This is a genomic window from Streptomyces sp. NPDC050508, from assembly GCF_040655155.1.
GTDB lineage: Bacteria > Actinomycetota > Actinomycetes > Streptomycetales > Streptomycetaceae > Streptomyces.
Map to the genome: position 1 here is coordinate 568005 of NZ_JBFAJJ010000005.1, position 21320 is coordinate 589324.

17 protein-coding genes are annotated in these 21320 nt (G+C 72.3%); 11 read left to right on the plus strand and 6 right to left on the minus strand.

Going from position 1 to position 21320, the window contains the following annotated elements; all coding sequences use genetic code 11:
* Positions 1 to 115: 115 nt before the first annotated feature.
* The 3 genes from AB0I69_RS18160 to AB0I69_RS18170 are packed head-to-tail and all read left to right on the plus strand — an operon-like array spanning position 116 to position 3260.
* The gene (locus tag AB0I69_RS18160) at positions 116 to 1243 is read left to right on the plus strand and encodes a glycosyltransferase family 1 protein (protein WP_363096615.1); all 1128 of its coding nucleotides are present in this window, start codon (positions 116 to 118) and stop codon (positions 1241 to 1243) included.
* Positions 1240 to 2403, plus strand: coding sequence for a glycosyltransferase (locus tag AB0I69_RS18165; RefSeq protein WP_363096616.1), 1164 nt, complete (start codon positions 1240 to 1242; stop codon positions 2401 to 2403). The genes AB0I69_RS18160 and AB0I69_RS18165 overlap by 4 nt, the downstream gene beginning before the upstream one ends.
* The gene (locus tag AB0I69_RS18170; protein ID WP_363096617.1) at positions 2400 to 3260 is read left to right on the plus strand and encodes an SGNH/GDSL hydrolase family protein; all 861 of its coding nucleotides are present in this window, start codon (positions 2400 to 2402) and stop codon (positions 3258 to 3260) included. Before AB0I69_RS18165 ends, AB0I69_RS18170 begins: the two co-directional genes overlap by 4 nt.
* Before the next feature lie 13 nt (positions 3261 to 3273).
* On the opposite strand, the gene AB0I69_RS18175 is transcribed toward AB0I69_RS18170, so the two are convergent.
* From AB0I69_RS18175 to AB0I69_RS18195, 5 genes are read right to left on the minus strand one after another with little or no spacing between them, the layout of a single operon-like run.
* The gene (locus tag AB0I69_RS18175) at positions 3274 to 4143 is read right to left on the minus strand and encodes a biotin-dependent carboxyltransferase family protein (RefSeq protein ID WP_363096618.1); all 870 of its coding nucleotides are present in this window, start codon (positions 4141 to 4143) and stop codon (positions 3274 to 3276) included.
* Positions 4140 to 4757, minus strand: a complete 618-nt coding sequence (locus tag AB0I69_RS18180) for an allophanate hydrolase subunit 1 (protein WP_363096619.1) — start codon at positions 4755 to 4757, stop codon at positions 4140 to 4142. Before AB0I69_RS18180 ends, AB0I69_RS18175 begins: the two co-directional genes overlap by 4 nt.
* The gene (locus AB0I69_RS18185) at positions 4754 to 5506 is read right to left on the minus strand and encodes a 5-oxoprolinase subunit PxpA (protein ID WP_363096664.1); all 753 of its coding nucleotides are present in this window, start codon (positions 5504 to 5506) and stop codon (positions 4754 to 4756) included. The genes AB0I69_RS18180 and AB0I69_RS18185 overlap by 4 nt, the downstream gene beginning before the upstream one ends.
* A 12-nt stretch (positions 5507 to 5518) precedes the next feature.
* Positions 5519 to 6340: a putative hydro-lyase gene (locus AB0I69_RS18190; RefSeq protein WP_363096620.1), complete on the minus strand. Its 822-nt coding sequence runs from the start codon at positions 6338 to 6340 to the stop codon at positions 5519 to 5521.
* The gene (locus AB0I69_RS18195) at positions 6337 to 7656 is read right to left on the minus strand and encodes an MFS transporter (RefSeq protein WP_363096621.1); all 1320 of its coding nucleotides are present in this window, start codon (positions 7654 to 7656) and stop codon (positions 6337 to 6339) included. Before AB0I69_RS18195 ends, AB0I69_RS18190 begins: the two co-directional genes overlap by 4 nt.
* 169 nt (positions 7657 to 7825) lie before the next feature.
* Here AB0I69_RS18195 and AB0I69_RS18200 point away from each other — a divergent pair, with 169 nt between their 5' ends.
* The 4 genes from AB0I69_RS18200 to AB0I69_RS18215 all read left to right on the plus strand — a co-directional run bounded on the left by AB0I69_RS18200 (position 7826) and on the right by AB0I69_RS18215 (position 16014).
* Complete coding sequence (locus AB0I69_RS18200) at positions 7826 to 8533, plus strand: GntR family transcriptional regulator (protein WP_363096622.1); 708 nt, start codon at positions 7826 to 7828, stop codon at positions 8531 to 8533.
* Positions 8534 to 8611: 78 nt separating this feature from the next.
* Positions 8612 to 10138 (plus strand): hypothetical protein, encoded by a 1527-nt coding sequence (locus AB0I69_RS18205; RefSeq protein WP_363096623.1) that lies wholly within the window; start codon positions 8612 to 8614, stop codon positions 10136 to 10138.
* A 112-nt stretch (positions 10139 to 10250) separates the two neighbouring features.
* Positions 10251 to 11129: a hypothetical protein gene (locus tag AB0I69_RS18210; protein WP_363096624.1), complete on the plus strand. Its 879-nt coding sequence runs from the start codon at positions 10251 to 10253 to the stop codon at positions 11127 to 11129.
* A 49-nt stretch (positions 11130 to 11178) separates the two neighbouring features.
* Positions 11179 to 16014 carry a hypothetical protein gene (locus AB0I69_RS18215; RefSeq protein WP_363096625.1) on the plus strand — a complete coding sequence of 1612 codons (4836 nt, stop codon included), beginning with the start codon at positions 11179 to 11181 and terminating at the stop codon, positions 16012 to 16014.
* Positions 16015 to 16035: 21 nt separating this feature from the next.
* On the opposite strand, the gene AB0I69_RS18220 is transcribed toward AB0I69_RS18215, so the two are convergent.
* Complete coding sequence (locus tag AB0I69_RS18220) at positions 16036 to 16575, minus strand: hypothetical protein (protein WP_363096626.1); 540 nt, start codon at positions 16573 to 16575, stop codon at positions 16036 to 16038.
* Positions 16576 to 16992: 417 nt separating this feature from the next.
* Here AB0I69_RS18220 and AB0I69_RS18225 point away from each other — a divergent pair, with 417 nt between their 5' ends.
* From AB0I69_RS18225 to AB0I69_RS18240, 4 genes are read left to right on the plus strand one after another with little or no spacing between them, the layout of a single operon-like run.
* Positions 16993 to 19830 carry a nitrate- and nitrite sensing domain-containing protein gene (locus AB0I69_RS18225; protein WP_363096627.1) on the plus strand — a complete coding sequence of 946 codons (2838 nt, stop codon included), beginning with the start codon at positions 16993 to 16995 and terminating at the stop codon, positions 19828 to 19830.
* Positions 19827 to 20258 (plus strand): roadblock/LC7 domain-containing protein, encoded by a 432-nt coding sequence (locus AB0I69_RS18230; RefSeq protein WP_363096628.1) that lies wholly within the window; start codon positions 19827 to 19829, stop codon positions 20256 to 20258. The genes AB0I69_RS18225 and AB0I69_RS18230 overlap by 4 nt, the downstream gene beginning before the upstream one ends.
* Positions 20259 to 20267: 9 nt before the next feature.
* Complete coding sequence (locus tag AB0I69_RS18235) at positions 20268 to 20663, plus strand: DUF742 domain-containing protein (RefSeq protein ID WP_363096629.1); 396 nt, start codon at positions 20268 to 20270, stop codon at positions 20661 to 20663.
* A gap of 50 nt (positions 20664 to 20713) precedes the next feature.
* The gene (locus tag AB0I69_RS18240) at positions 20714 to 21319 is read left to right on the plus strand and encodes an ATP/GTP-binding protein (protein WP_363096630.1); all 606 of its coding nucleotides are present in this window, start codon (positions 20714 to 20716) and stop codon (positions 21317 to 21319) included.
* Position 21320: the final 1 nt, after the last annotated feature.

Sequence of the window (21320 nt, forward strand, 5' to 3'; positions counted from 1 at the left end):
CGCGCATGGACGCCGTCTGACCTGCTCGGGTGTGCAGCGCAACGCTCATGGGACGTTCACCGTTCGCATAGATCCACGTTGACGCGGCCACGTCCGGTACGGCGACAACACGGGTATGCGTGTCGTCATCGTGACCGAATCCTTTCCCCCCGATGTGAACGGCGTGGCCCACTGCGCGCTCCAGACCGCCAGGCACCTCGTAGATCGCGGTCACCATCCGCTCGTCGTCGCGCCGGCCACCTCGGCCGGTAGCGGGCCCGACGCCCAGTCGCCGTGCCCCGTCATCCGTGTCCCCTCCCTACCGCTCCCGGGCTACCCCCAGGTCCGCGTCGCCCTCCCCAGCCGACGCGTCGCCGCGGCCATCACCGAACACCGCGCCGACATCGTGCACCTGGCGAGCCCCTTCATCCTCGGCGTCCGCGGCATGGCCGCCGCCGCCCGGCTCGGCATCCCCGCCGTGGCCGTCTACCAGACCGACCTCGCCGGCTACGCCCGTACGTACGTCGGTGCGGGCGAGGCCACCGCCTGGCGGCGCATCCGCTCCGTCCACGCCGCCGCCGACCGCACCCTCGCGCCCTCCAGCGCGGCCCTGGGCGACCTGGAGGCACACGGCGTGCCCCGGGTCAGGCTCTGGCCGCGCGGCGTGGACACCGAGCGCTTCCGCCCCGAGTACCGGGACGAGGCGCTGCGCCGCGAACTCGCCCCGAACGGCGAGCTGATCATCGGCTACGTCGGCCGGCTCGCCCCCGAGAAGCAGGTCGAACTCCTCGCCGGAGCCTGCGGTCTCAAGGGCGTCCGGGTCGTGGTGGTCGGCGACGGGCCCAGCCAGCCGCACCTCACCGAGGCGCTGCCGGGCGCGGTCTTCCTCGGACGCCGTACCGGCGACGAGCTCGCCCGTATCTTCGCCTCGTTGGACATATTTGTGCACACCGGACCTTTTGAGACCTTCTGTCAGACCGTCCAGGAAGCCATGGCCAGCGGCGTCCCCGTCGTCGCGCCCGCCGCCGGCGGCCCACTCGACCTGGTCGCCCACGGGCGCACCGGGTTCCTCTTCCCGCCGCGCGACGAAGCCGCCGTGACGGACGCCGTGCGGACCCTGGCCGCCGATCCCGTGCTGCGCGCCGAGTACGGCTCCGCCGCGCGGGCCATGGTCGAGGGCCGCACCTGGGCCGCCGTCGGCGACCAACTGATCGCCCACTACGGCGAGGTGCTCGCCGCGCGCAAGGTGGTGGTGGCGGCATGAACACCGCTTCCCTGCGGATCGTGCGGCTCGCCAACTTCGTGGCCCCCTCCTCCGGGGGGCTGCGCACCGCCCTGCGCGAGCTGGGCAAGGGCTTCAAGGAGGCCGGGCACGATCCGGTCCTCATCGTGCCCGGCGAACGCCACACCGACCGCGAGACCGAGCAGGGCCGGGTCATCACCCTGCCCGGGCCGCTGCTGCCCGGCACCGGCGGCTACCGCGTCCTCGCCGACAAGCGGCGCGTCGCCAACCTCCTGGAACACCTCGCCCCGGACCGCCTGGAGGTCTCCGACCGCACGACCCTGCGCTGGACCGGCAAATGGGCCAGGCGGGCCCGCATCCCCGCCGTGATGGTGTCCCACGAGACCGCCGACGGCGTCCTGCGCACCTGGGGCCTCTCGGAGAACATGTCCCGGCGCACCGCCGACGCCCTCAACGTCCGTACGGCGCACACCTACGCGCGCGTGGTGTGCACCACCGAGTTCGCCGAGCGGGAGTTCGTCCGCATCGGCGCCCGCAATGTCGTACGGGCTCCGCTGGGCGTCGACCTGGTGGGGCGCAGTCCGGCGCTGCGGGACCCGGTGGTGCGCGCGCAGTACGCGCGCGTGGACCAGGTTCTGCTGGTGACCTGCACCAGGCTCTCCGTGGAGAAGAAGCCCGGCACGGCGCTCGACGCCCTGGAGGCGCTGGTACGGCGCGGGCGGCGGGCGGTCCTCGTGGTCGCCGGGGACGGGCCGCTGCGGGCCCGGCTCGAACAGCGGGCGCGGGAGCGCGGGTTGCCGGTCACCTTCCTCGGGCACGTCTCCGACCGGCGGCTGCTCGGCGCGCTCCAGGCCTCCGCCGACGTCTGCCTGGCACCCGGGCCCGCCGAGACCTTCGGGCTCGCCGCGCTGGAAGCGATGGCCTGCGGCACGCCCGTGGTGGCCAGTGCCTCGTCCGCGCTGCCCGAGGTCATCGGCTCCGCCGGCGCCACGGCGGCGGACAACGGCAGGGCCTTCGCGGACGCCGTGGACATGCTCCTCGAACGCCCCGAGGCGGAGCGGCGGGAGATCGCACGCGCGCGTGCGGAGTGCTTCGGATGGCACATCGCGGTGGACGCGTTCCTCGCCGCCCACGACGCGGATGTTCCGGTACGGCGGTACGTGCCCGGAGGCGTGGCATGAGAACGGTCCGTTTCGTCGCCCTCGGTGACTCGCTCACCGAGGGCGTGGGCGATCCCGTCGGCGAGGCATGGCGCGGTTGGGCCGCACTGCTCGCCGACGGGCTGGCCGAACAGCCCGAAGGGGCCGTGGAGTTCACGAACCTCGCGGTCAGCGGGGCGCAGTCGCGGGACGTGCTGGAACGGCAGACCCCGGCCGGGCTCGCCCTGAACCCGGACGTCGTGTCCGTCGTCATCGGCGTCAACGACACCCTGCGCTGCACCTTCGACATCCAGGCCGTGGCCGCCCGGCTCGACGAGGTCTATGCGGCCTTCACCGAGCAGGGCGCGGTCCTGCTCACGGCCTGTCTGCCCGACCCGGGCGCGATGCTCGGCCTCCCGGGCGCCCTGGCCCGCCCGCTGGCCCGCAGGCAGCGAGCCGTCAACACCGTGGTGCACGCGCTCTCGGAACGGTACGGGGCCGTGCATCTGCACGCGGCGGAGGGCGAGTGGATCATGGGCCGCGAGATCTGGAGCGCGGACCGGCTGCACCCCAGCGAGCGGGGGCACCGCCAACTGGCGCTGCGTTTCCACGCGTTGCTCACCGAGGAGGGCGTGGCCTCGGGGGCCGCGCCGTCGCCCGAGCCCGAGTTCCCGGCCCCCACCAGGTCGGCCAGCCTGCTGTGGCTGGCGACCGCAGGCACCGGGTGGGTGGCCCGCCGCTGCACCGACCTGCTGCCGCAGCTCCTCAGACTGGCCGCCGACGAGATGCGCCACCGCGCGCGGGGCACGAGCGCGCGGCTCGACCTGAGCGCGTCCCATGCGGTGTCGGCGGCGCTCGCCTCCCTGTCCGTGCAGCAGGAGCAGCCGGACGCCGCATGAGGCGCCCGGGGCCTCAGCGGCGCCGTACGGCCACGAAACGGACCGGGGTGCCGGGTACCGCCTGCGCGGCCGCCGGGAGGTCCGTGGCGCGGACGACGGCGATCACCGGGTAGCCGCCGGTGGTCGGGTGGTCGGCGAGGAAGACCACCGGGCGGCCGTCCGGCGGGACCTGGACGGCACCGAGGACCATGCCCTCGCTGGGGAGTTCACCGGTAAGGGCCCGCTCCAGGGCGGGCCCCTCGGTGCGCAGTCCGATGCGGTTGCTCGCCGACGACACCCGGTAGGCGCGTGACGTGAACGTCCGTACGGCCTCGGGTGTGAACCAGTCGTCGCGGGGCCCCAGGGTCACCCGCACCACGAGTTCGACGGGGGGACGCGGCTGCGGGGCGACGTCCACGCACGCGTGGCGGCTCGTCGGGGAACCCAGCGGCAGTATGGCGCCGTTCGTGAGCGGCGCCGGACCGAGCCCGGACAGCAGGTCCGTGGAACGGCTGCCGAGCACCGGCTCGACACCGACCCCACCGGCGAAGGCGACGTAGCTCCGTACCCCGGAGACGGCCGCCCCGATGTCCAGGAGCGCCCCGGCGGGCACGTGTACGGGTGCTCCCCAGGCGGCCGGCCGGCCGTCCACCGTGACCGGGCAGGGGGCGCCCCCGACGGCCACGAGGATCGTTGAACGAGGCCGTAGGGCACAGCCGTTGAGGGTAGTCTCCAGGACGGCCGCTTCGGGCGGGTTGCCGACCAGCCGGTTGACGAGCGCCGCCGCGGGCCAGTCGAGCGCCCCGGAACGCGGCACCCCCAGGTGCGCGTGTCCGGGCCGTCCCAGGTCCTGCACGGTGGTCAGGGCCCCGGCTCTTACGACGGCGAAGGCGCTGTCCGTCATACGTCCGCCACCGGGGCGAAGCGGACGCGCGTGCCCGGCGACAGCAGTGCGGCCGGCTCGCGTGCGGTGTCCCACAGGACCGCGGTCGTGGTGCCGATCAGCTGCCAGCCGCCGGGCGAGGCACGCGGGTACACGCCCGTGTACGGGCCCGCCAGGCCCACGGCACCGGCGTGGACGGCCGTGCGCGGTGTGGCCCTACGGGGGACGTCGTAGCGGGCCGGGAGGCCGGTGAGGTAGCCGAAGCCGGGGGCGAATCCGCAGAAGGCGACGCGGAACTCGGTGGCCGCGTGGATGCGGGCCACCTCTTGCTCGGGGACGTTCCACAGCGCGGCGACGTCCGCGAGGTCCGGGCCGTCGTAGCGCACCGGGAGTTCGATCACCTCCCCCGCGCGCGGGGGAGCGGGGGGTACCTCGGAGGCCGTCAGTTCGGAGGCCAGGCGGGCCGGGTCGGCGAGCCCGTCGAGGAGGACCGTGCGGGCGGCCGGGACGATCTCGCGGACGGTGAGCAGGCCCTCCGCGCGGCGGCGCAGCAGCTCCGCGTGGACGGCCTCGGCCTCCTCCCCTGAGATGACCTCGACGAGCAGGGCGTCGTCCCCGACACGCAGGGCCCTCATGCGAAGGCCTCCACCCGGACACCCGACTCCAGGAGCCGCTCGCGGACCCTGCGGGCCAGGTCGACCGCGCCGGGCGTGTCCCCGTGCAGGCACAGGGAGCGGGCCCGTACCTCGATGCGCGCCCCGGAGAGCGCCTCGACCGTTCCGGAGCGGGCCAGGCTCAGTGAGCGCTCCACGACCGCCTCGGGGTCGGTGATCACCGCGCCGTCCCGGCCGCGTGGCACGAGCGTGCCCTCGTCGGTGTAGGCGCGGTCCGCGAACGCCTCCGTGACGGCCGGCAGCCCGGCCTTCGCGGCCAGTTCGAGCACGACCGAGCCGGGCAGCCCGAGCACGGGCAGCGAGGCGTCGGCCAGGAGCACGCCCTCAATCACGGCGGCGGCCTGCTCCGGGTCGTGCACGACCCGGTTGTAGAGGGCGCCGTGCGGCTTGACGTACGACACGCGCGTGCCCGCCGCCCGGGCGAACACCTCCAAGGCGCCGATCTGGTACGCCACTTCGGCCGCCAGCTCGGCGGACGGCACGTCCATCGCGCGCCGCCCGAACCCCGCCAGGTCCCGGTAGGACACCTGCGCGCCGACCCGGACCCCGCGCTCGGCCGCCAGCTCGCACACCCGCCGCATCGTGACCGGGTCCCCGGCGTGGAAGCCGCAGGCCACGTTGGCGCTGGTGACGACGGACAGCAGCTGTTCGTCGTCGGTGAGATGCCAGCGGCCGAAGCCCTCGCCGAGGTCGGCGTTCAGATCGATCATCATCTCTCCTGGTCAGGCGACGCGGTACTGCTCGTCGCGGGCATCGGTGACGAACATCTGGCCCGGCGCGTGCGTGAGGGCGAACGGCGGGCGGGACGCCATCACCGCGGCCTGCGGGGTCACTCCGCAGGCCCAGAACACCGGGATGTCGTCCGGTGCGAGGTCCACCGGATCACCGAAGTCCGGACGGCCGAGGTCCTCGATGCCGAGCCCCGAAGGATCGCCGCAGTGTACGGGGCTGCCGTGCACCGCCGGGAGCAGCGCCGTCTCCCGGATCGCCGTCGCCAGATGCTCCGGCGGCACCGGGCGCATCGACACCACCATCGGGCCGTGCAGCCGCCCCGCCGGGCGGCACGGGCGCCCGGTCACGTACATCGGGACGTTGCGGCCCTGCTCGATGTGGCGGATCGGGACACCCGCCTCGCTCAGCGACCACTCGAAGGTGAAGCTGCAGCCGATCAGGAACGACACCAGGTCGTCACGCCAGTACGCGCGCACGTCCGTCGGCTCGTCCACCAACTCACCGTCCCGCCACACCCGGTAGCGCGGCAGGTCGGTGCGCAGGTCCGCGCCGTTCGCGAGCACCGTCGTCCAGGATCCGGCGTCCGTGACGTCGAGCACCGGACAGGGTTTCGGGTTCCGTTGGCAGAACAGCAGCATGTCGTAGGCCCAGTCGGCGGGCACCGAGATCAGGTTGACCTGGGTGTGGCCCGCCGCGACCCCGGCCGTGGGACCCGTCAGCCCGGCCCGGAAGCGGGCCCGGGCGGAACGCGGGCTCCACGCGTGCGCGTGCTCGTCGACGAGGATCAGGGGGCGGTCTTCCGTGCGGTTCACGCGAGTTCCTTCCCACGGGTCTCGGGCAGTCCCAGGAGCGCCAGCGCCGCGATGCCGTAACCGATGGCTCCGAAGACGAGCGCTCCGCCCACACCCCAACTGTCGGCCAGGAAGCCCACCAGGGTCGGGAAGACGGCGCCGACCGCGCGGCCGGTGTTGTACGTGAAGCCCTGTCCCGTGCCGCGTACCGCCGTCGGGTACAGCTCGCTCAGGTAGGAGCCGAAGCCGCTGAAGATCGCCGACATGCAGAACCCGAGCGGGAAACCGAGCACCAGGAGAAGGGTGTTGGCGCCGCTGGGGATGTGCGTGTACGCCAGGATGCAGATCGCCGAGAGCAGCGCGAAGAGCCAGATGTTGCGCTTACGGCCGAGCACGTCGGTGAGGTAGCCGCCGGTCAGATAGCCCAGGAAGGCGCCAGAGATCAGGAAGGTCAGATAGCCGCCGGTGCCCACGACCGACAGACCGCGCTCGGTCTTGAGGTATGTCGGCACCCAGGTGGCGAGGGTGTAGTAGCCGCCCTGGACACCGGTGGAGAGCAGGCCCGCGAAGACAGTCGTGCGCAACAGACCCGGTGAGTCCGCCGTGCCCGGCTTGAAGATCGCCGCGAAGGAACCCTTCTGGGTGTTGTGCTCGCGTACGGCCGCAGCCTCGGGGGCGTCGTGGACCCGGCGCCGTACCCAGATCACCAGCAGCGCGGGCAGCGCGCCGGTCCAGAACATCACCCGCCAGGCCAGGTCGTCGCCCAGGAACGAGAAGACCAGCGTGTAGACGACCGCTGCCAGCGCCCAGCCCACGGCCCAGGAACTCTGGATCGCGCCGAGCGTACGGCCGCGGTGCTTGGCGCTCGCGTACTCGGCGACCAGGATCGCGCCGACCGCCCACTCGCCGCCGAAACCGAGGCCCTGGAGGGCGCGGAACACCAGCAGGGTCTCGTAGTTGGGCGCGAAGCCGCAGGCCACGGTGAAGACGGCGTAGGTGATCACCGTGATCATCAGTGCCTTGACGCGGCCGACCCGGTCGGCGAAGACGCCCGCCACGGCGCCGCCCACTGCGGAGACGACCAGCGTGACCGTCGTGAACAGACCGGTCTGGCCGCTGTCCAGGTCGAAGTACGCGGCCAGCGCGACCATGCTCAGCGGGAGCGTGAAGTAGTCGTACGAGTCCAGGGCGTAGCCGCCGAACGCGCCGGCGAAGGCGCGGCGGCCGTTCGGACCGAGCGCGCGCAGCCAGGCCAACGCGCCGTCGTCGGCGGTGAGTTCATCCCCGTCGGGCTGTGTTCCGGTGTTCAGGGCCTGAGGTGGAGGGGTCGTGCTCATGGGCACCTCGCAGAGGGAGGACGGAGGGTGCTGGGAGTGAGCAGGGCTGTGCGGAAGCCGTCGGCGCCGGGGTGAGCGGTGACGCCTTGTCGAGAAAGCTAGAGGATCGTTGAACGATCCCTCAATACCCATGTTGTTTCGTTCTTGTATCTGCGGTTGAATTCCGGGCATGGCAGAGCAGATGGCGGGACTGGCCGACGACCGCGCCCTCCTGGGCCGTACGAGCACCGCGGAACGCGTCTCGGACATCCTCAGAAGCCGGATCGCCGACGGCTATTTCCCGCCGGGCACCCGGCTGTCGGAGGACAGCATCGGCGGGGCGCTTGGTGTGTCGCGCAACACACTCCGCGAGGCGTTCCGGCTGCTCACCCACGAGCGCCTGCTCGTCCACGAGTTGAACCGCGGCGTCTTCGTCCGGGTCCTGAGCGTCGAGGACGTCGAGGACATCTACCGCACCCGCCGCCTCGTCGAGTGCGCAGTCGTACGAGGGCTGGGCGAACCTCCGTACGCCCTCGGACGGCTCGCCGCGGCCGTCACGGAGGGGCAGTTGGCATCCGTCGAAGATGACTGGAAAGGCGTGGGCACGGCCAACATCCACTTCCACCGGGAACTGGTCGCTCTCGCCGGCACCGCCCGCACCGACGAGCTGATGCGCAGCGTCTTCGCCGAACTCCGGCTCGCCTTCCACCTCGTGGACGACCCGAAGGCGCTCCACGAGCCGTACCTCCAGCGCAACCGCCTGATCCTCCAGGCCCTCCAGGCGAGCGACCCCGCCGAGGCCGAGAAACTGCTCGCGGTCTACCTCGACGACTCGCTCGAACGGGTCGTCGGCGCGTACCGCCAGCGGGTCGGCGAGGACGGCACGGCACTCGACTGACCCGCACACGCGGCTGTGACGGTAGTCGCTTCTGCGTCGTTTGGGTCGTTGTCAGACCGAGGACCTAGTCTGTGCAGCGTGACTTCGCCTGCATCGACGGACAGCGTTCCGCCCCAGTTCAGCGCGGCGCCCCGCCCCGCCCCGGGCCCGGCCGCCGACGAGGGACTGGCGCGGCGGCTGCGCGCGCTCGCCTGCACCGCACCCCTGCACGACCTCGACGTGCGCAAGGCCAACCTGGCGGGCGAGTACTCGGTGTACGGCATGGCGGAGGTGGCCCTCGCCGCCATCGACCTGGTCACCCTCAACATGGACTTCGACACGGGTGCCGACCACGACCAGATAGTGGCCAGGCTCATCCCGCGCATCGCCGCCCAGGCCCCGCAGCGCCCCGTCGTCGAGCACGAGCGCGTGGCCCGCTGGGTCCTGGAGAACCTGATCAACGTCGGCAGCGTCGACCGCGGCTTCCGCACGGTCTACGGCACGTTCGCCCAGGACGGCACCTATGTGCGCCGCGACTACGACTTCAAGCTGATCGAGGAGGTCCCCGGCTACGGCGGCAGCGTCTACCTCCGGACGACCGACGAGGCCGTCAACGTCCTCGTGGGCGCGCTCGACACCGACGTCACCAGTGCGCAGATCGCCGCCGAGGTCAAGCTGGAGGTGCTGATCAGTCGTGGTCGGCTCGCCGACGCGCAACTCGCCGCGGAGCAGGCTCGGTACCGGACCGTGCAGTACTCGGAGACGCTTCGGCGCGCGTTGGACGCCACTCGGCGCAACGTCCGCGCGGTGGACTGGCTCAACTCCGTGCCGGACATGATCGCCGAGGCGCTCGACCATGTCGCTGACCGGTACCGCCACGAGAACGCGATCCTCACCAACATTCGCAAGGCCCGTGACGAGTCCGAGGACGCCGAACAGAAGCGGCGCGCGGCCGAGTTGGTCGACATCGTCAAGGACTGCATCCGGCGCCACACGCAGCTCCAGTCGCGCCTCCTGGAAGCCGGGCCGCTGTTCCGTGCCGAGCAGGATCGGCAGGCCTTCGCCACGCCGATGACGACGTCGGGGATAGACCTCTACGGGCATCTCGTCTCGCCCGTCCTGCCGCTTCCCCTGGAGCAGGCGATCCGGGTCACGGACGCGTTCTTCGCTCGCGGGACCGGGCTGCGTACGCCGGTGTCCGTTCGGGTGGGGGATCTTGTCGACATACTGCTCACCCCGCCCGCTGAGCGGGAGCATCTCGGCGCGGAGATGCCTGAGCCGGATCTCATCGCCACGCCGGACGACAGTCGGTTCAGTGAGGAGCAGTTGGCGGCGGCCATGGAGTTGCTCGATCTGCCGGCGGATGCGCCTCGGCGGTTGTCGGGGTTGCTTGCGGATGCGCGGCGGCGGGATCCCGAACTTCCTTATCTGGTGGCTTTGTTGGCTGTGCATGCGGCTAGTCCGCCCGTTGGTACGGCTTATCGGCAGGGGGAGCCGAAGCTTCTGTTCGCCGTGGATGACGGGGTCGAGCTGGATGATCCGGAGTTCGGCGGGGCCGATCTGATTGTGGGGATGGCCCTTTTGGACACGGTGGGGATGGCTGCGGGGCGGAGTGAGGCGGCGTGAGGTGTGTGTCGTTGTTCGGGTGCGGCCTTGATGTGGCTGGTCGCGCCGTTCCCCGCGCCCCTATCGGGGCGCTTGACCTCGCCCTCGTTTTCAAGATCAAGGAGTTGTCGTCGTGACTGAGCAGGGCGAATGGAGTGAGCCGGAGGTCGCCGCCCCGGCGGTGAGCGCCGTGATCACCCCTGCCGACGCTGCCGACGCCGCCCGGCTCGTCGCGTTCGGGTTGCAGCCGAAGTTGCAGCCCGCGCGGGACCAGGAGTACGCGGAGTTGCTTCGCCGATACCGCGAAGATCCGCCGTTCGCTCGGCTTGCTGATGCTGTGGCCGCCGGGCTCGGGCTGGTCGTCCTGGAGGTGTCCCCGCGCGCGGGGATGGCCGTAACTGCCGCCGAGGACTCGGTGTTCGCCGTCCGCATGGGGGACTACGCGCGTCGTACGGCCGCCGACTCCGGGGACCGCTTCCTGCACGGGCTCGCGCATCTCGCCGTCGCCGCCATGGCGTTTCCGCGGCCCGAGGACCTTGCCGACGACGGGTACATCGGGCGCGTCACGGTCAACGGGGTCGACGCCTTCGTACGGCAGGCCTGTCGGCGGCTGGAGGAGCGGGCCGACGAGCAGGGCATGAACACCGACCCGGCCACCGACGCGCCCGGCCTGGAGGCCGCCTGGCGGATCTGGGTCAGACGCAGCGCGACCGGAGCCACCAAGGACGCCCGCAGACTGGCCGGTTCGACCACCGGCATCGTCGGCAAGGCCGCCGCCTTCCTCACCGACTCCGGCTTCCTCCAGCGCACGGGCGACGACAACGGCGGTACGTACCGCACGACCGCCCGCTATCAGCTCCAGGTGCGTGACATGGCCGGAAGTGCCGCCATGGCCGAGTTGTTGGAGCTGGGCGTCGTCCCGGTCACCGACGGCACCGCGACCCTGATGCCCGCCGAGGACACCGAGGATCTGGAGCTGGTGGCCGACGCAGGGCTGCCGTTCCACTCCTGAGGTTCCTCAACTCCCCCCACCTGCCGAAGACTTACGACGAGAGTCCGCCATGTACGAGCTGTCCCGGGTCCGCCTCTACTCCATCGGGCCCGCCGGTGCGCGCTACGCCGACACCGTGCTTGACCTGCGAGGCGTGGGCAAGCCCGTGCCCGACCCCGCGCCCACCCAGGCGGAGTTCTTCGAGGACGAGCCCGTCGGTCCGCCGCGCCGCCCCGCGCCCGCCGGTGTGCTCTTCCTGGAGAACGGCGGCGGCAAGTCCGTCCTGCTCAAGCTGATCTTCTCCGTGATGCTGCCGGGACATCGCAACACCCTTGGCGGCGCGAGTTCCGGTGTGCTGCGCAAGTTCCTCCTCGCGGACGACTGTGGGCATGTCGCCCTGGAGTGGCAGCACACGCTCACCGGCGAGTGCGTGGTGGTCGGCAAGGTCAGCGAATGGCGGGGGCGCCAAGTCTCCAACGACCCGCGGAAGTTCGCCGAGGCCTGGTACTCGTTCCGGCCCGGCCCGGGGCTCAGCCTCGACAACCTGCCCGTCGCCGAGGCCACCTCCGTACGGCCACCCGTCGAGGGCGCGTCCGGCGCGCAGGGCCGTCGGCGCACCATGAAGGGCTTCCGGGACGCCATCACCGAGGCGGGCAAGGCGTATCCGCATCTCGAAGTGCACTGGGAGGAGATCCACGACCGCTGGATCGAGCACCTCGGAGACCTCGGCCTCGACCCCGAACTCTTCCGCTACCAGCGGGAGATGAACGCCGACGAGGGCGAGGCCGCCGGCCTCTTCGCGGTCAAGAAGGACTCCGACTTCACCGACCTGCTGCTGCGCGCGGTCACCGACACCCGGGACACCGACGGGCTCGCCGACCTGGTCGGCGGCTTCGGCAACAAACTGGGCCGGCGGGCCGAGCTGATCGCCGAACGGGACTTCACCGCCGGTTCCGTGGACCTGCTCGGCCGCATCGTCGAGGCCGCCGAGGCACGGGCACGCGCGCGTGACATCCACGCGGGCGCCGAGCGCCGTACCCGCACCCTGGCACGTCGGCTGTCCGCGCGGGGCGGGCAGGAGCGGGTCCGGGCCGCCGACCTCGCCCAGCGGGTCACCGCCGCCGCGTACGCCGTCACGCACTCCGAGGGAGCGCGGGAGCGCAGCGCGCTCATCGCCGCCGAACTGGCCTACCGGCACGCCTCGTTGGCGCTCGCCACCACGGAGAAGTCCGCCGCCGCGCAGAAGCGTGAGCTGGCCGACGCGCGCACCCTGCACTCCGCCTGGCAGGCCGCCGAGGCCGTCCTGCGGCACCGCGCCGCGGCCGATCGCTCCGCGCGCGTGGCTGTCGCGATCCGCGAGGCCGAGCGGGACGCCGCACCGGCGCTCGCCGCCCGGGCCAAGGCCGCCGTCGATCTCGTACGGGCCCTGCACGAGGCCGCGGAGAGCGCCGAGAACCTCGCCAACGAGGGAGAGGAGAGGTCCGCCGCCCTCCAGGAGGTCGGCGAGGTCTCCCACCGGGACGCGACCTCCGCCGCCACCGAGGCGCAGCGCGCCCGCAGCGAGGTCGGCCATCTGCGCCAGCGGCTGAGTGAGGTCGAGCAGGAGACCGCCGAGGCGGTGCGCGCGGGCTGGCTCGACGACAGTGCCCCCGACGCCGACCCCGCCCGCGCGGCCCTTGCCGCGAGCGACGCCGAGAAGACCGCCGTGGCCGCCTGGGACACCGCGCGCGAGGCATCCCGTCGGGCTTCCGAACACGCCAGGGAAGCCGCTTCGGCCGAGTCCCGCGCGGAGTTGACGGCGGCCCGCGCGTCCGACGCGGCGAGCGCCGCGGAGCGGACCTACGACGCCGAGCGGCGCCTTGCCGAGGGGTTGGCGGGGGAGGAGCGGCTGGCGGAGCTGCTCAGCTTGCCCGGTGCCTTCGGTGCCGGGGGCGGTGGTGTGCCGGTACCGCGTGGTGCGGGCGGTGGGCGTGCGGGCGACGGGGCGGCGACGGGACAGGGGGATGCCGGGGGCGTAGGCAGCTCGGGTGCCGCCGGTGCTGGTGCCGAGTCGGATGCACGGACCGGCGCCTCCGCCAAAGCCGCCTCCGCCAACGGCCTTGCGACAAGCGGCCGTTCCGCCGCCAACGCCTCCTCGGTCGCGCACCCCGGTACCACCAAGGCCTCCCGCCCCCTCGCCGAAGGCCCTCTCACCCCGGAGGAACTCGACCGCTTCGCCGACGAGTTGCGCGAGCTGCTCGACGACGGGGTCACCTCCGCCGAGCGACAGCTCTTCGACCTGCGGACCGCTGCCGCCGACGACTCGCGGATCCTCGGGGCGCTCGGTGACGGCGGACTGCTGCCGCCCGGCCCCGATGTGCTGGCCACCGTGGAGTACCTCGGCGAGCACGGCATCCCCGCCCTGCCCGGCTGGCGTTACCTCGCCCAGGCCGTCGACCCCACCGACCACGCGCGCGTGCTGGCCGCCCGGCCCGAGCTGGTCGACGGTGTGATCATCACCGACCCGGACACGCACGCGCGTGCCCGCGAAGCCCTCAACGACGCGGCCCTGCTGCCCCGGTCCGCCGTGGCGGTCGGAACGGCCGCCGCTCTGCTCGCCCCGACTCCGGCGCCCGATTCCCAGAGCGGCGACGTCTTCCTCGTGCCGCCGAACCCGGCCATGCACGACGAGCACGCCGCCGACGAGGAGCGGCAGGCGCTGCGCGCGCGGGCGGGCGAGCGGGACGACGAGATCCGTACGCTCGCCGCGCGGCTCGGCAAGGACCGGGAGCTGGCGGCGCGGCTCGCGTCCTGGCGCACCGGCTGTCCGACCGGGCGGCTGGTCGAGCTGGCGCAGGCCGCGCAGGACACCCGCGCGTTCGCCGAGGAGGCCGAGGCCGAGCTCGCCGAGGCACGGACCGTGCGGGCCGAGACCGACGAAGCCGCCGCCGAGGCCGCCCAGGTCCGCGACGAGCGGCAGGAGACCGCGCAGAAGGCCCGGCGTGCCGCCGACGCCCTCGCCGGACTCGCCTTCCGGCTGCGGGAACGCGCCGGCTGGCAGGTCAAGGTGCGTGAACTGGCCGACGAGGCAAGCGAGTCGGAGGTCCGCGCCCAGTCCTGCCTGGAGCGCGCCCGCGCCGCCGACGAGGACCGCCGCGCCGCCCAGCGAGCCGCCGACGACGCCCGTCGCACGGCCCGTGCGCTGCGCGCCGAGCGCTCCGAGATCGCGGGCGCCCCCGACGACGTACCGGAAGACGACCCGGACGTGCCCAAGCCTGCGCTGCCCGCCCTCCGCGAGGCCTATCGGGCCGCCTCGCAGCTCTACGAGAAGGTCGGTGTCGGCGCCGACCTGCGGGCCGAGCAGGCGCGGGCGGAGAGTGACGAGAGCGCGGCGATCGCGGAGTTGGACCGGCTCAGCAACAAGGTCCGCACGCGCGCGGCGCAGTTGTTGCAGTCACCCGACGGCTCCGACGGACCGTCCCGGCAGGCCGCCGCGGCGCGTGCCGAGGAGCTGGTGCAGCTCCTGGAGACCCGGGTGTCGACCGCGAGCGAGCAACTCGGGCGGCTGCGCGGGGAGGCCGAGCGGCACGCGCCCCAGGACGGCGAGGCACACACCGAGCTGGCCGAGGAACTGGTCCCGCGCGACGCCGAGCACGCCCAGGCCCTGCTGCGCACGGCGACGGCCGAACTCGGCTCCCGCACCGACGCGTTGGGCCAGGCCCGTGAGGCGCACGCCGAGCTCCTCGACGCCCACCGCGCCGCCGAGGACGGGGCCGGCGGCTTCGACGAGACCGCCGCGATGCTCCGTGACCTGCTGCGCGAGCACTCCTCGGACGAGGAGCAGGAGGAGCAGGAGCCGTACCCGGGCAGCGTGGAGGAGGCCCGGCACTCCGCCGCCGAGGCCCGTCGCTCGCTGCGCGGCTGCGCCGCCGACCTGTCCGCAGCCGAGGGCGCCGTACGCGAGGCGAGTGATGTGCTGGTGCGGCACGCCAACTCCACGCGGTACGAGCAGGTACGGACCCCCGCGCGGCAGCAGATCCGTGAGCTGCCGGCGTCCGCGCTGCCCGAGCACGCGCAGAAGTGGGCCGACGCCTTCGCGCCCCGACTCCGGGTCCTCACCGACGAGTTGGCGCAATTGGAGCGCAACCGCGACTCGATCGTGGACCGGCTGCGTGGGCTCGTCGAGTCGGCGCTGGCGACCCTGCGGTCCGCGCAGCGGCTGTCCCGGCTGCCCGAGGGGCTCGGCGAGTGGTCCGGGCAGGAGTTCCTGCGCATCCGCTTCGAGGAGCCCGACCAGGCCACCCTCACCGAGCGGCTCGGCGAGGTCGTCGACGAGGCCACCCGGGCCGCCGTGAAGAAGAACTCCGACATGCGGCGCGACGGAATGTCCCTGCTGCTGAGGGGAGTTGGTGCCGCCCTGGAGCCCAAGGGTGTCGCCGTGGAGATCCTCAAGCCGGACGCCGTACTGCGTGCCGAGCGGGTGCCCGTCGGGCAGATGGGCGACGTGTTCTCCGGCGGTCAGCTGCTCACGGCGGCCATCGCCCTGTACTGCACGATGGCCGCGCTGCGCTCCAACGACCGGGGCCGCGACAAGCACCGGCACGCCGGCACGCTCTTCCTCGACAACCCCATCGGACGGGCCAACGCCACGTATCTGCTGGAGCTGCAGCGAGCAGTGTCCGACGCGCTCGGCGTCCAACTCCTGTACACCACAGGCCTGTTCGACACCACGGCACTGGCCGAGTTCCCGCTGGTCATCCGGCTGCGCAACGACGCCGACCTGCGGGCAGGTCTCAAGTACATCAGCGTGGAGGAACACCTCCGGCCGGGCCTGCCGCAGCAGGCCCCAGCCGGAGAGGGGGAGTCGGTGCACAGCGAGATCACCGCGACCCGGATGTTCAAACGCCCGGCGCCGACCGCCCCGTAGACGATCCCCAGTGGACGGACCTCAGGAGTGCGACAACTGCCCGGCGCCGCTCTTGCGGGCTATCCGCTCCTGCGCCCGCCGGGTGGCCTTCGCCTGGCGCTGGGCCCGACGCCGCTCGCGGCGGAGGGCCCTTGCCGTGCTGCTGGGCTCGGAGACCACGCCATTGCGCTGGTTCCACATCTGGCGGGTCACCCATACGTCGAGGACGCCCCAGGTGGCCACCACCGTGCTGACCACGCTGCTGATCACCATAGGGAACGCCAGCCAGGACCCGGCCATCGTGCACAGGAAGGCCACTGTGGCCTGAATCAGCGTCACGGCGATGATGAGCACCGCCCGCACGGCCGCCGTACGCACCGGATCGGGCAGCCGACGCCGACGCGCGGGCTCCTCGATCCACAACGGGCGGTAGTACTCCTGCTGTTCCGCTGTCGCGCGCGCCGCGCGCGGCTTGTCGAACTCCGCCGCCGGGCCGTCCGGGTGCCTTCGGGCCTCGCCGTCCCCCGTCGACCGCGCCGCGACGCCGTCCTCAAGCGCCTCTTGCCGCTCCGCCGTGCCCATCAACGTGTCCTCCCCACCGCCGGTACACCACTCGCCCCGGAGTCCGAAGACTCCGCTCCCCAGTGGGTGCCCGGCTTGCGCTGTTTTACGCCGCACGGTTGCGGATGCGGCTCGTGTGGCCGGTTCCGCCCCCATGTCCCGTAGAGAAAGACGAACAACACGCCACGAAGATTCCCAACAGGCGAAAAATTCCGGCCAACTGGCCAAGTGAACCGATCGGGTGAGGTGTGGTGATCCGGGGGATATCGGGGCGGCAATCTCCCGCAATGCCCCGACAACTCCCCATGTCGCGTTGCTGTTGCGGAAGTTCACGCTCCGGACAGCTCTTCGAGTTACCTCTGTGTCAGTAGTAGGCTCGCGCCGTTTGTTGACGTACATGTGTGCCCCCGGTCGGCGGGGGTCCAGCTGGGGGAGGCCATGCGCTTTCGCGGGAAGTCCATCCGCCGGAAGATCGTGGCGCTCCTTCTCGTGCCGCTCGTGTCCCTGACCGCGATCTGGGCGTTCGCCACGTACCTCACCGGCCGGGCGGCCGGAGACCTGTTCAACGTGTCGTCGGTCGTCGAGAAGATCGGCTATCCCGCCGAGGACACCGTCCGCGTCATCCAGCAGGAACGCCGGCAGTCGCTCGTCTATCTCGCCGACCCCCGGGCCGCCGACGGACTCACGGACCTCAGGCGCAGCCGCACCGCGACCGACAAGGCCGTCGCCAAGATCCGGAAGAACGCCGAGAACCCGGATGTGCGCGACGCGATGGGGCAGTCCACCGACAGCCGTGTCTCCGCGGTCCTCGACGCCTTCGACGGTCTCCAGTCGCTGCGGCGCAGCGTCGAGGACGGCACTGTCAGCCGCGCCCAGGCACTCGATCTCTACAACCACCTGGTCGACCCGTGCTACGTGCTGCTGTCCAACCTCCACGTCGTCGACAACGTCGAGATGGACAAGCAGTACCGCGCCCTCGTCAACCTCGCCCGCGCGCGTGAACTCCTCTCCCGCGAGGACGCGTTGCTCGGCTCGTCCTTGATCGTCGGCAAGCTCACCCGGGGCGAGACCCGCGACATCTCCGACCTCGTCGCCCAGCGCACCCTGATGTACGACATCAACCTGCCGCTGCTGCCCTCCTCGGAGCGCGACCACTTCGACCGCTTCTGGAAGAACGCGGCCAGCGCCCCGCTGCGCGCGGCCGAACAGGCCGCCTCTTCCTCCGAGTCCGGGTCGCCCCGCAACGTCACCGCGCAGACCTGGAACACCGCGGCCGGCGCCGTGCTGGACAAGCTCGGCACGCTCGACGACCAGGCCAACGACCGCTATCAGGACCGCGTTCGCCCGGTCGCGATGGGCGTCATCCTCAAGGCGGCCGTCGCCGGCGTCCTCGGACTGATCGCCCTCCTGTTCTCGCTCTTCCTGTCCGTGCGCATCGGCCGCGGCCTCATCCGCGACCTGCGTCAACTGCGCCTGGACGCCCACGAGGCGTCCGGAGTGCGGCTGCCCAGCGTGATGCGCCGCCTGTCCGTCGGCGAAGTGGTCGACGTGGAGACCGAGGTCCCGCGCCTGGAGTACGACAGGAACGAGATCGGCGACGTCGGCCAGGCCCTCAACACCCTGCAGCGCGCCGCCGTTGAAGCCGCCGTCAAGCAGGCCGAGTTGCGCTCCGGTGTCTCCGAGGTCTTCGTCAACCTCGCCCGCCGCAGCCAGGTCCTGCTGCACAAGCAGCTCACCCTGCTCGACACCATGGAGCGCAGGACCGAGGACACCGACGAACTCGCCGACCTGTTCCGCCTCGACCACCTGACCACGCGTATGCGCCGCCATGCCGAGGGCCTGGTGATCCTCTCCGGGGCCGCCCCGTCCCGGCAGTGGCGCAAGCCGGTCCAGCTCATGGACATCGTCCGCGCGGCCGTCGCCGAGGTCGAGGACTACGAGCGCATCGAGGTGCGCCGGCTGCCGCGCATCGCCGTCACCGGCCCGGCCGTCGCGGACCTCACCCACCTCGTGGCCGAACTCCTGGAGAACGCCACGGTGTTCTCCCCTCCGCACACCGCCGTCCAGGTCCTGGGGGAGCGGGTCGCCAACGGCTTCACCTTGGAGATCCACGACCGCGGCCTCGGCATGGCGGCCGAAGCACTCCTGGACGCCAACCTCCGGCTCGCCGAGACACCCGAGTTCGAACTCTCCGACACCGACCGGCTCGGCCTGTTCGTGGTCAGCCGGCTCGCCCAGCGGCAGAACGTCCGCGTCTCGCTGCAGCCCTCCCCGTACGGCGGCACCACCGCCGTCGTGTTCATCCCCGACGCCCTGCTGAGCGACGAGATCCCGGACACCAACGGCATCGGCTTCCGCCTCGACCGGCCCCGGCCGACGAAGGAGGCCGAACTGGAGGAGAGCCGCCGCTCCGCGCTCTCCCAGGTGCCCGCGAAACTGCCCGGTCTGCCGCCCGGCCTTCTGGACGGCCCGGTCGAACTGGAAGCCCCTGTCGACCTGGACAACCTCGACGGCTACCCGAACTCCCTCGACGACGAGGACGGTGAGCGCGGCGGAGTCTTCCGCCCACGCCGCTCCGGCGGCCACCGGGACGACCTCACCCCGGTTCGCCCCGTCGAGCCGCACCAGCAGGCCTCCAGGGCCGACACGGACGGCCACCGCGGCGAACCGCTCCCGCTGCCCCGACGCCGTACGCCCAAGCTGGTCAGCTCCCACGGACGCCCGGTGGTCGAGCAGCGTTCCCGACGTGAACCGGGGGACTCCGGAGAGGCTGACTTCGACGGCCCTTCCACGGCCCCGAGCCTGGGCGGACCGGAAACGGACGGCCCCGCACCCCTCCCGGCCCGGCGGCGCGGTGACACACCGCTTCGGCGGCGCACCGACGTGCCCGGTGGGCGCGCCGAATCCGCGCCGCCCCAGGCTCCCCCGGCGCGCGGCTTCGGCGAGCCGCCCGGGACTCCCGACCTCCCCAGGCGCACCAGGCGGGCCGAGATCGCGTCCAGCGGTGTGGACCCCGACACCCCGCCGAGCCGGACCGGGCCCGACACGGGAGCGCTGCCCAGACGCGTACGTCAGGCCAACCTGGCCCCGCAGCTGAAACAGGACCCCGATCGGCGCGCAGCGAGCCCGGCGGAGGTCGCCGAGCGCGACGCCGACGAGGTACGCAGCCGCATGGCCTCGCTCCAGCGCGGCTGGCAGCGTGGCCGTGAGGAGAACGCCGAGGGCGACGACGCCCGAGGCGGCACCGCACCAGGAACTAAGGGGGACGGTCGATGACCGCACCAAAGGCGACCGGCCACAGCACCGACCAGGCGGGGCTGAACTGGCTCCTCGACGACCTCGTCGAGCGCGTCGCCAGCATCCGCAAGGCCGTCGTGCTCTCCGGCGACGGCCTGGCCACCGGCGTGTCCCAGGACCTGACCCGGGAGGACAGCGAACACCTGGCCGCCGTGGCCTCCGGCTTCCACAGCCTCGCCAAGGGCGTCGGCCGCCACTTCGAGGCGGGCAGCGTGCGGCAGACGGTCGTCGAACTCGACGAGGCCTTCCTGTTCGTGACGGCCGCGGGCGACGGCAGCTGCCTCGCCGTTCTCTCGGACGCGGACTCGGACGTCGGACAGGTCGCCTACGAGATGACACTGCTCGTGAAGCGGGTCGGTGTGCATCTGGGCGCCGCTCCGCGCACCGATCTGTCCTCCGGCGGGTAGTGAAGTGACATGAGCAGAGACGGTCAGGGAAGAGGCCACTGGTTCGACGACGAGGCCGGACCGGTCGTCCGTCCGTACGCGATGACGCGCGGTCGCACCACCAGCGCGGCCCAGCACCGCCTCGACCTGATCGCGGTGGTGATCGCGGAGTCCCAGGCGGACGACTCGGAGACCGACCAGACGCTGTCCCCGGAACACGTGGACATCGTCGGTCTCTGCCGTGACGCCCCGCAGTCGGTCGCCGAACTCGCCGCCGAACTCGACCTGCCCATCGGGGTGATACGGGTCCTCATCGGGGACCTCGTCGACGGGGAACTCGTCCATGTGTCGCGTCCCGTGCCCCCTGCCGAACTGGTGGACGAGAGTATTCTGCGCGACGTCATCACCGGCCTCCGGGCCCTGTGAGCGGCGCGGGCCACCGCCCCCCTACCCCCATCAAGCAGGAGAAAAGACCGATGATCTTCGGGCGTACTGAGCGAGGCAAGCCTCCGGTCGAGCCCGTCACGCTCAAGATCCTGGTGGCCGGCGGCTTCGGCGTGGGCAAGACGACCCTCGTCGGCGCGGTCAGCGAGATCAGGCCGCTGCGCACGGAGGAACTGCTCACCGAGGCAGGGCGTCCGGTCGACGACACCAGCGGGGTGGAGGGCAAGCACACCACCACGGTGGCCATGGACTTCGGCCGCATCACCCTGCGGGACGACCTGGTGCTGTACCTCTTCGGTACGCCGGGCCAGGAGCGGTTCTGGTTCATGTGGGACGAGCTCTCCGAGGGCTCACTCGGTGCCGTCGTGCTCGCCGACACCCGCCGCCTGGAGGACTGCTTCGCCGCCCTCGACTACTTCGAGCGGCGCTCCATACCCTTCGTCGTCGGCGTCAACTGCTTCGAGGGCGCCGACCGGTACCCGGTGGACGCCGTACGCCAGGCCCTCGACCTCGACGAGGACGTACCGCTCATGCTGTGCGACGCGCGCGACCGGGCGTCGGTCAAGGAGGTCCTCATCGAGGTCGTCCAGCACGCGATGGAGTACGGGGCGAAGCGCCGCCAGAGCGTCACCAGCTGAG

Excerpts from the sequence above, each read along its gene's own strand:
- AB0I69_RS18160 (WP_363096615.1), top strand. The coding sequence starts at position 116 with ATGCGTGTCGTCATCGTGACCGAATCCTTTCCCCCCGATGTGAACGGC.
- AB0I69_RS18165 (WP_363096616.1), top strand. The coding sequence starts at position 1,240 with ATGAACACCGCTTCCCTGCGGATCGTGCGGCTCGCCAACTTCGTGGCC.
- AB0I69_RS18170 (WP_363096617.1), top strand. The coding sequence starts at position 2,400 with ATGAGAACGGTCCGTTTCGTCGCCCTCGGTGACTCGCTCACCGAGGGC.
- AB0I69_RS18175 (WP_363096618.1), bottom strand. The coding sequence starts at position 4,143 with ATGACGGACAGCGCCTTCGCCGTCGTAAGAGCCGGGGCCCTGACCACC.
- AB0I69_RS18180 (WP_363096619.1), bottom strand. The coding sequence starts at position 4,757 with ATGAGGGCCCTGCGTGTCGGGGACGACGCCCTGCTCGTCGAGGTCATC.
- AB0I69_RS18185 (WP_363096664.1), bottom strand. The coding sequence starts at position 5,506 with ATGATCGATCTGAACGCCGACCTCGGCGAGGGCTTCGGCCGCTGGCAT.
- AB0I69_RS18195 (WP_363096621.1), bottom strand. The coding sequence starts at position 7,656 with ATGAGCACGACCCCTCCACCTCAGGCCCTGAACACCGGAACACAGCCC.
- AB0I69_RS18200 (WP_363096622.1), top strand. The coding sequence starts at position 7,826 with ATGGCAGAGCAGATGGCGGGACTGGCCGACGACCGCGCCCTCCTGGGC.
- AB0I69_RS18215 (WP_363096625.1), top strand. The coding sequence starts at position 11,179 with ATGTACGAGCTGTCCCGGGTCCGCCTCTACTCCATCGGGCCCGCCGGT.
- AB0I69_RS18220 (WP_363096626.1), bottom strand. The coding sequence starts at position 16,575 with ATGGGCACGGCGGAGCGGCAAGAGGCGCTTGAGGACGGCGTCGCGGCG.
- AB0I69_RS18225 (WP_363096627.1), top strand. The coding sequence starts at position 16,993 with ATGCGCTTTCGCGGGAAGTCCATCCGCCGGAAGATCGTGGCGCTCCTT.
- AB0I69_RS18230 (WP_363096628.1), top strand. The coding sequence starts at position 19,827 with ATGACCGCACCAAAGGCGACCGGCCACAGCACCGACCAGGCGGGGCTG.
- AB0I69_RS18235 (WP_363096629.1), top strand. The coding sequence starts at position 20,268 with ATGAGCAGAGACGGTCAGGGAAGAGGCCACTGGTTCGACGACGAGGCC.
- AB0I69_RS18240 (WP_363096630.1), top strand. The coding sequence starts at position 20,714 with ATGATCTTCGGGCGTACTGAGCGAGGCAAGCCTCCGGTCGAGCCCGTC.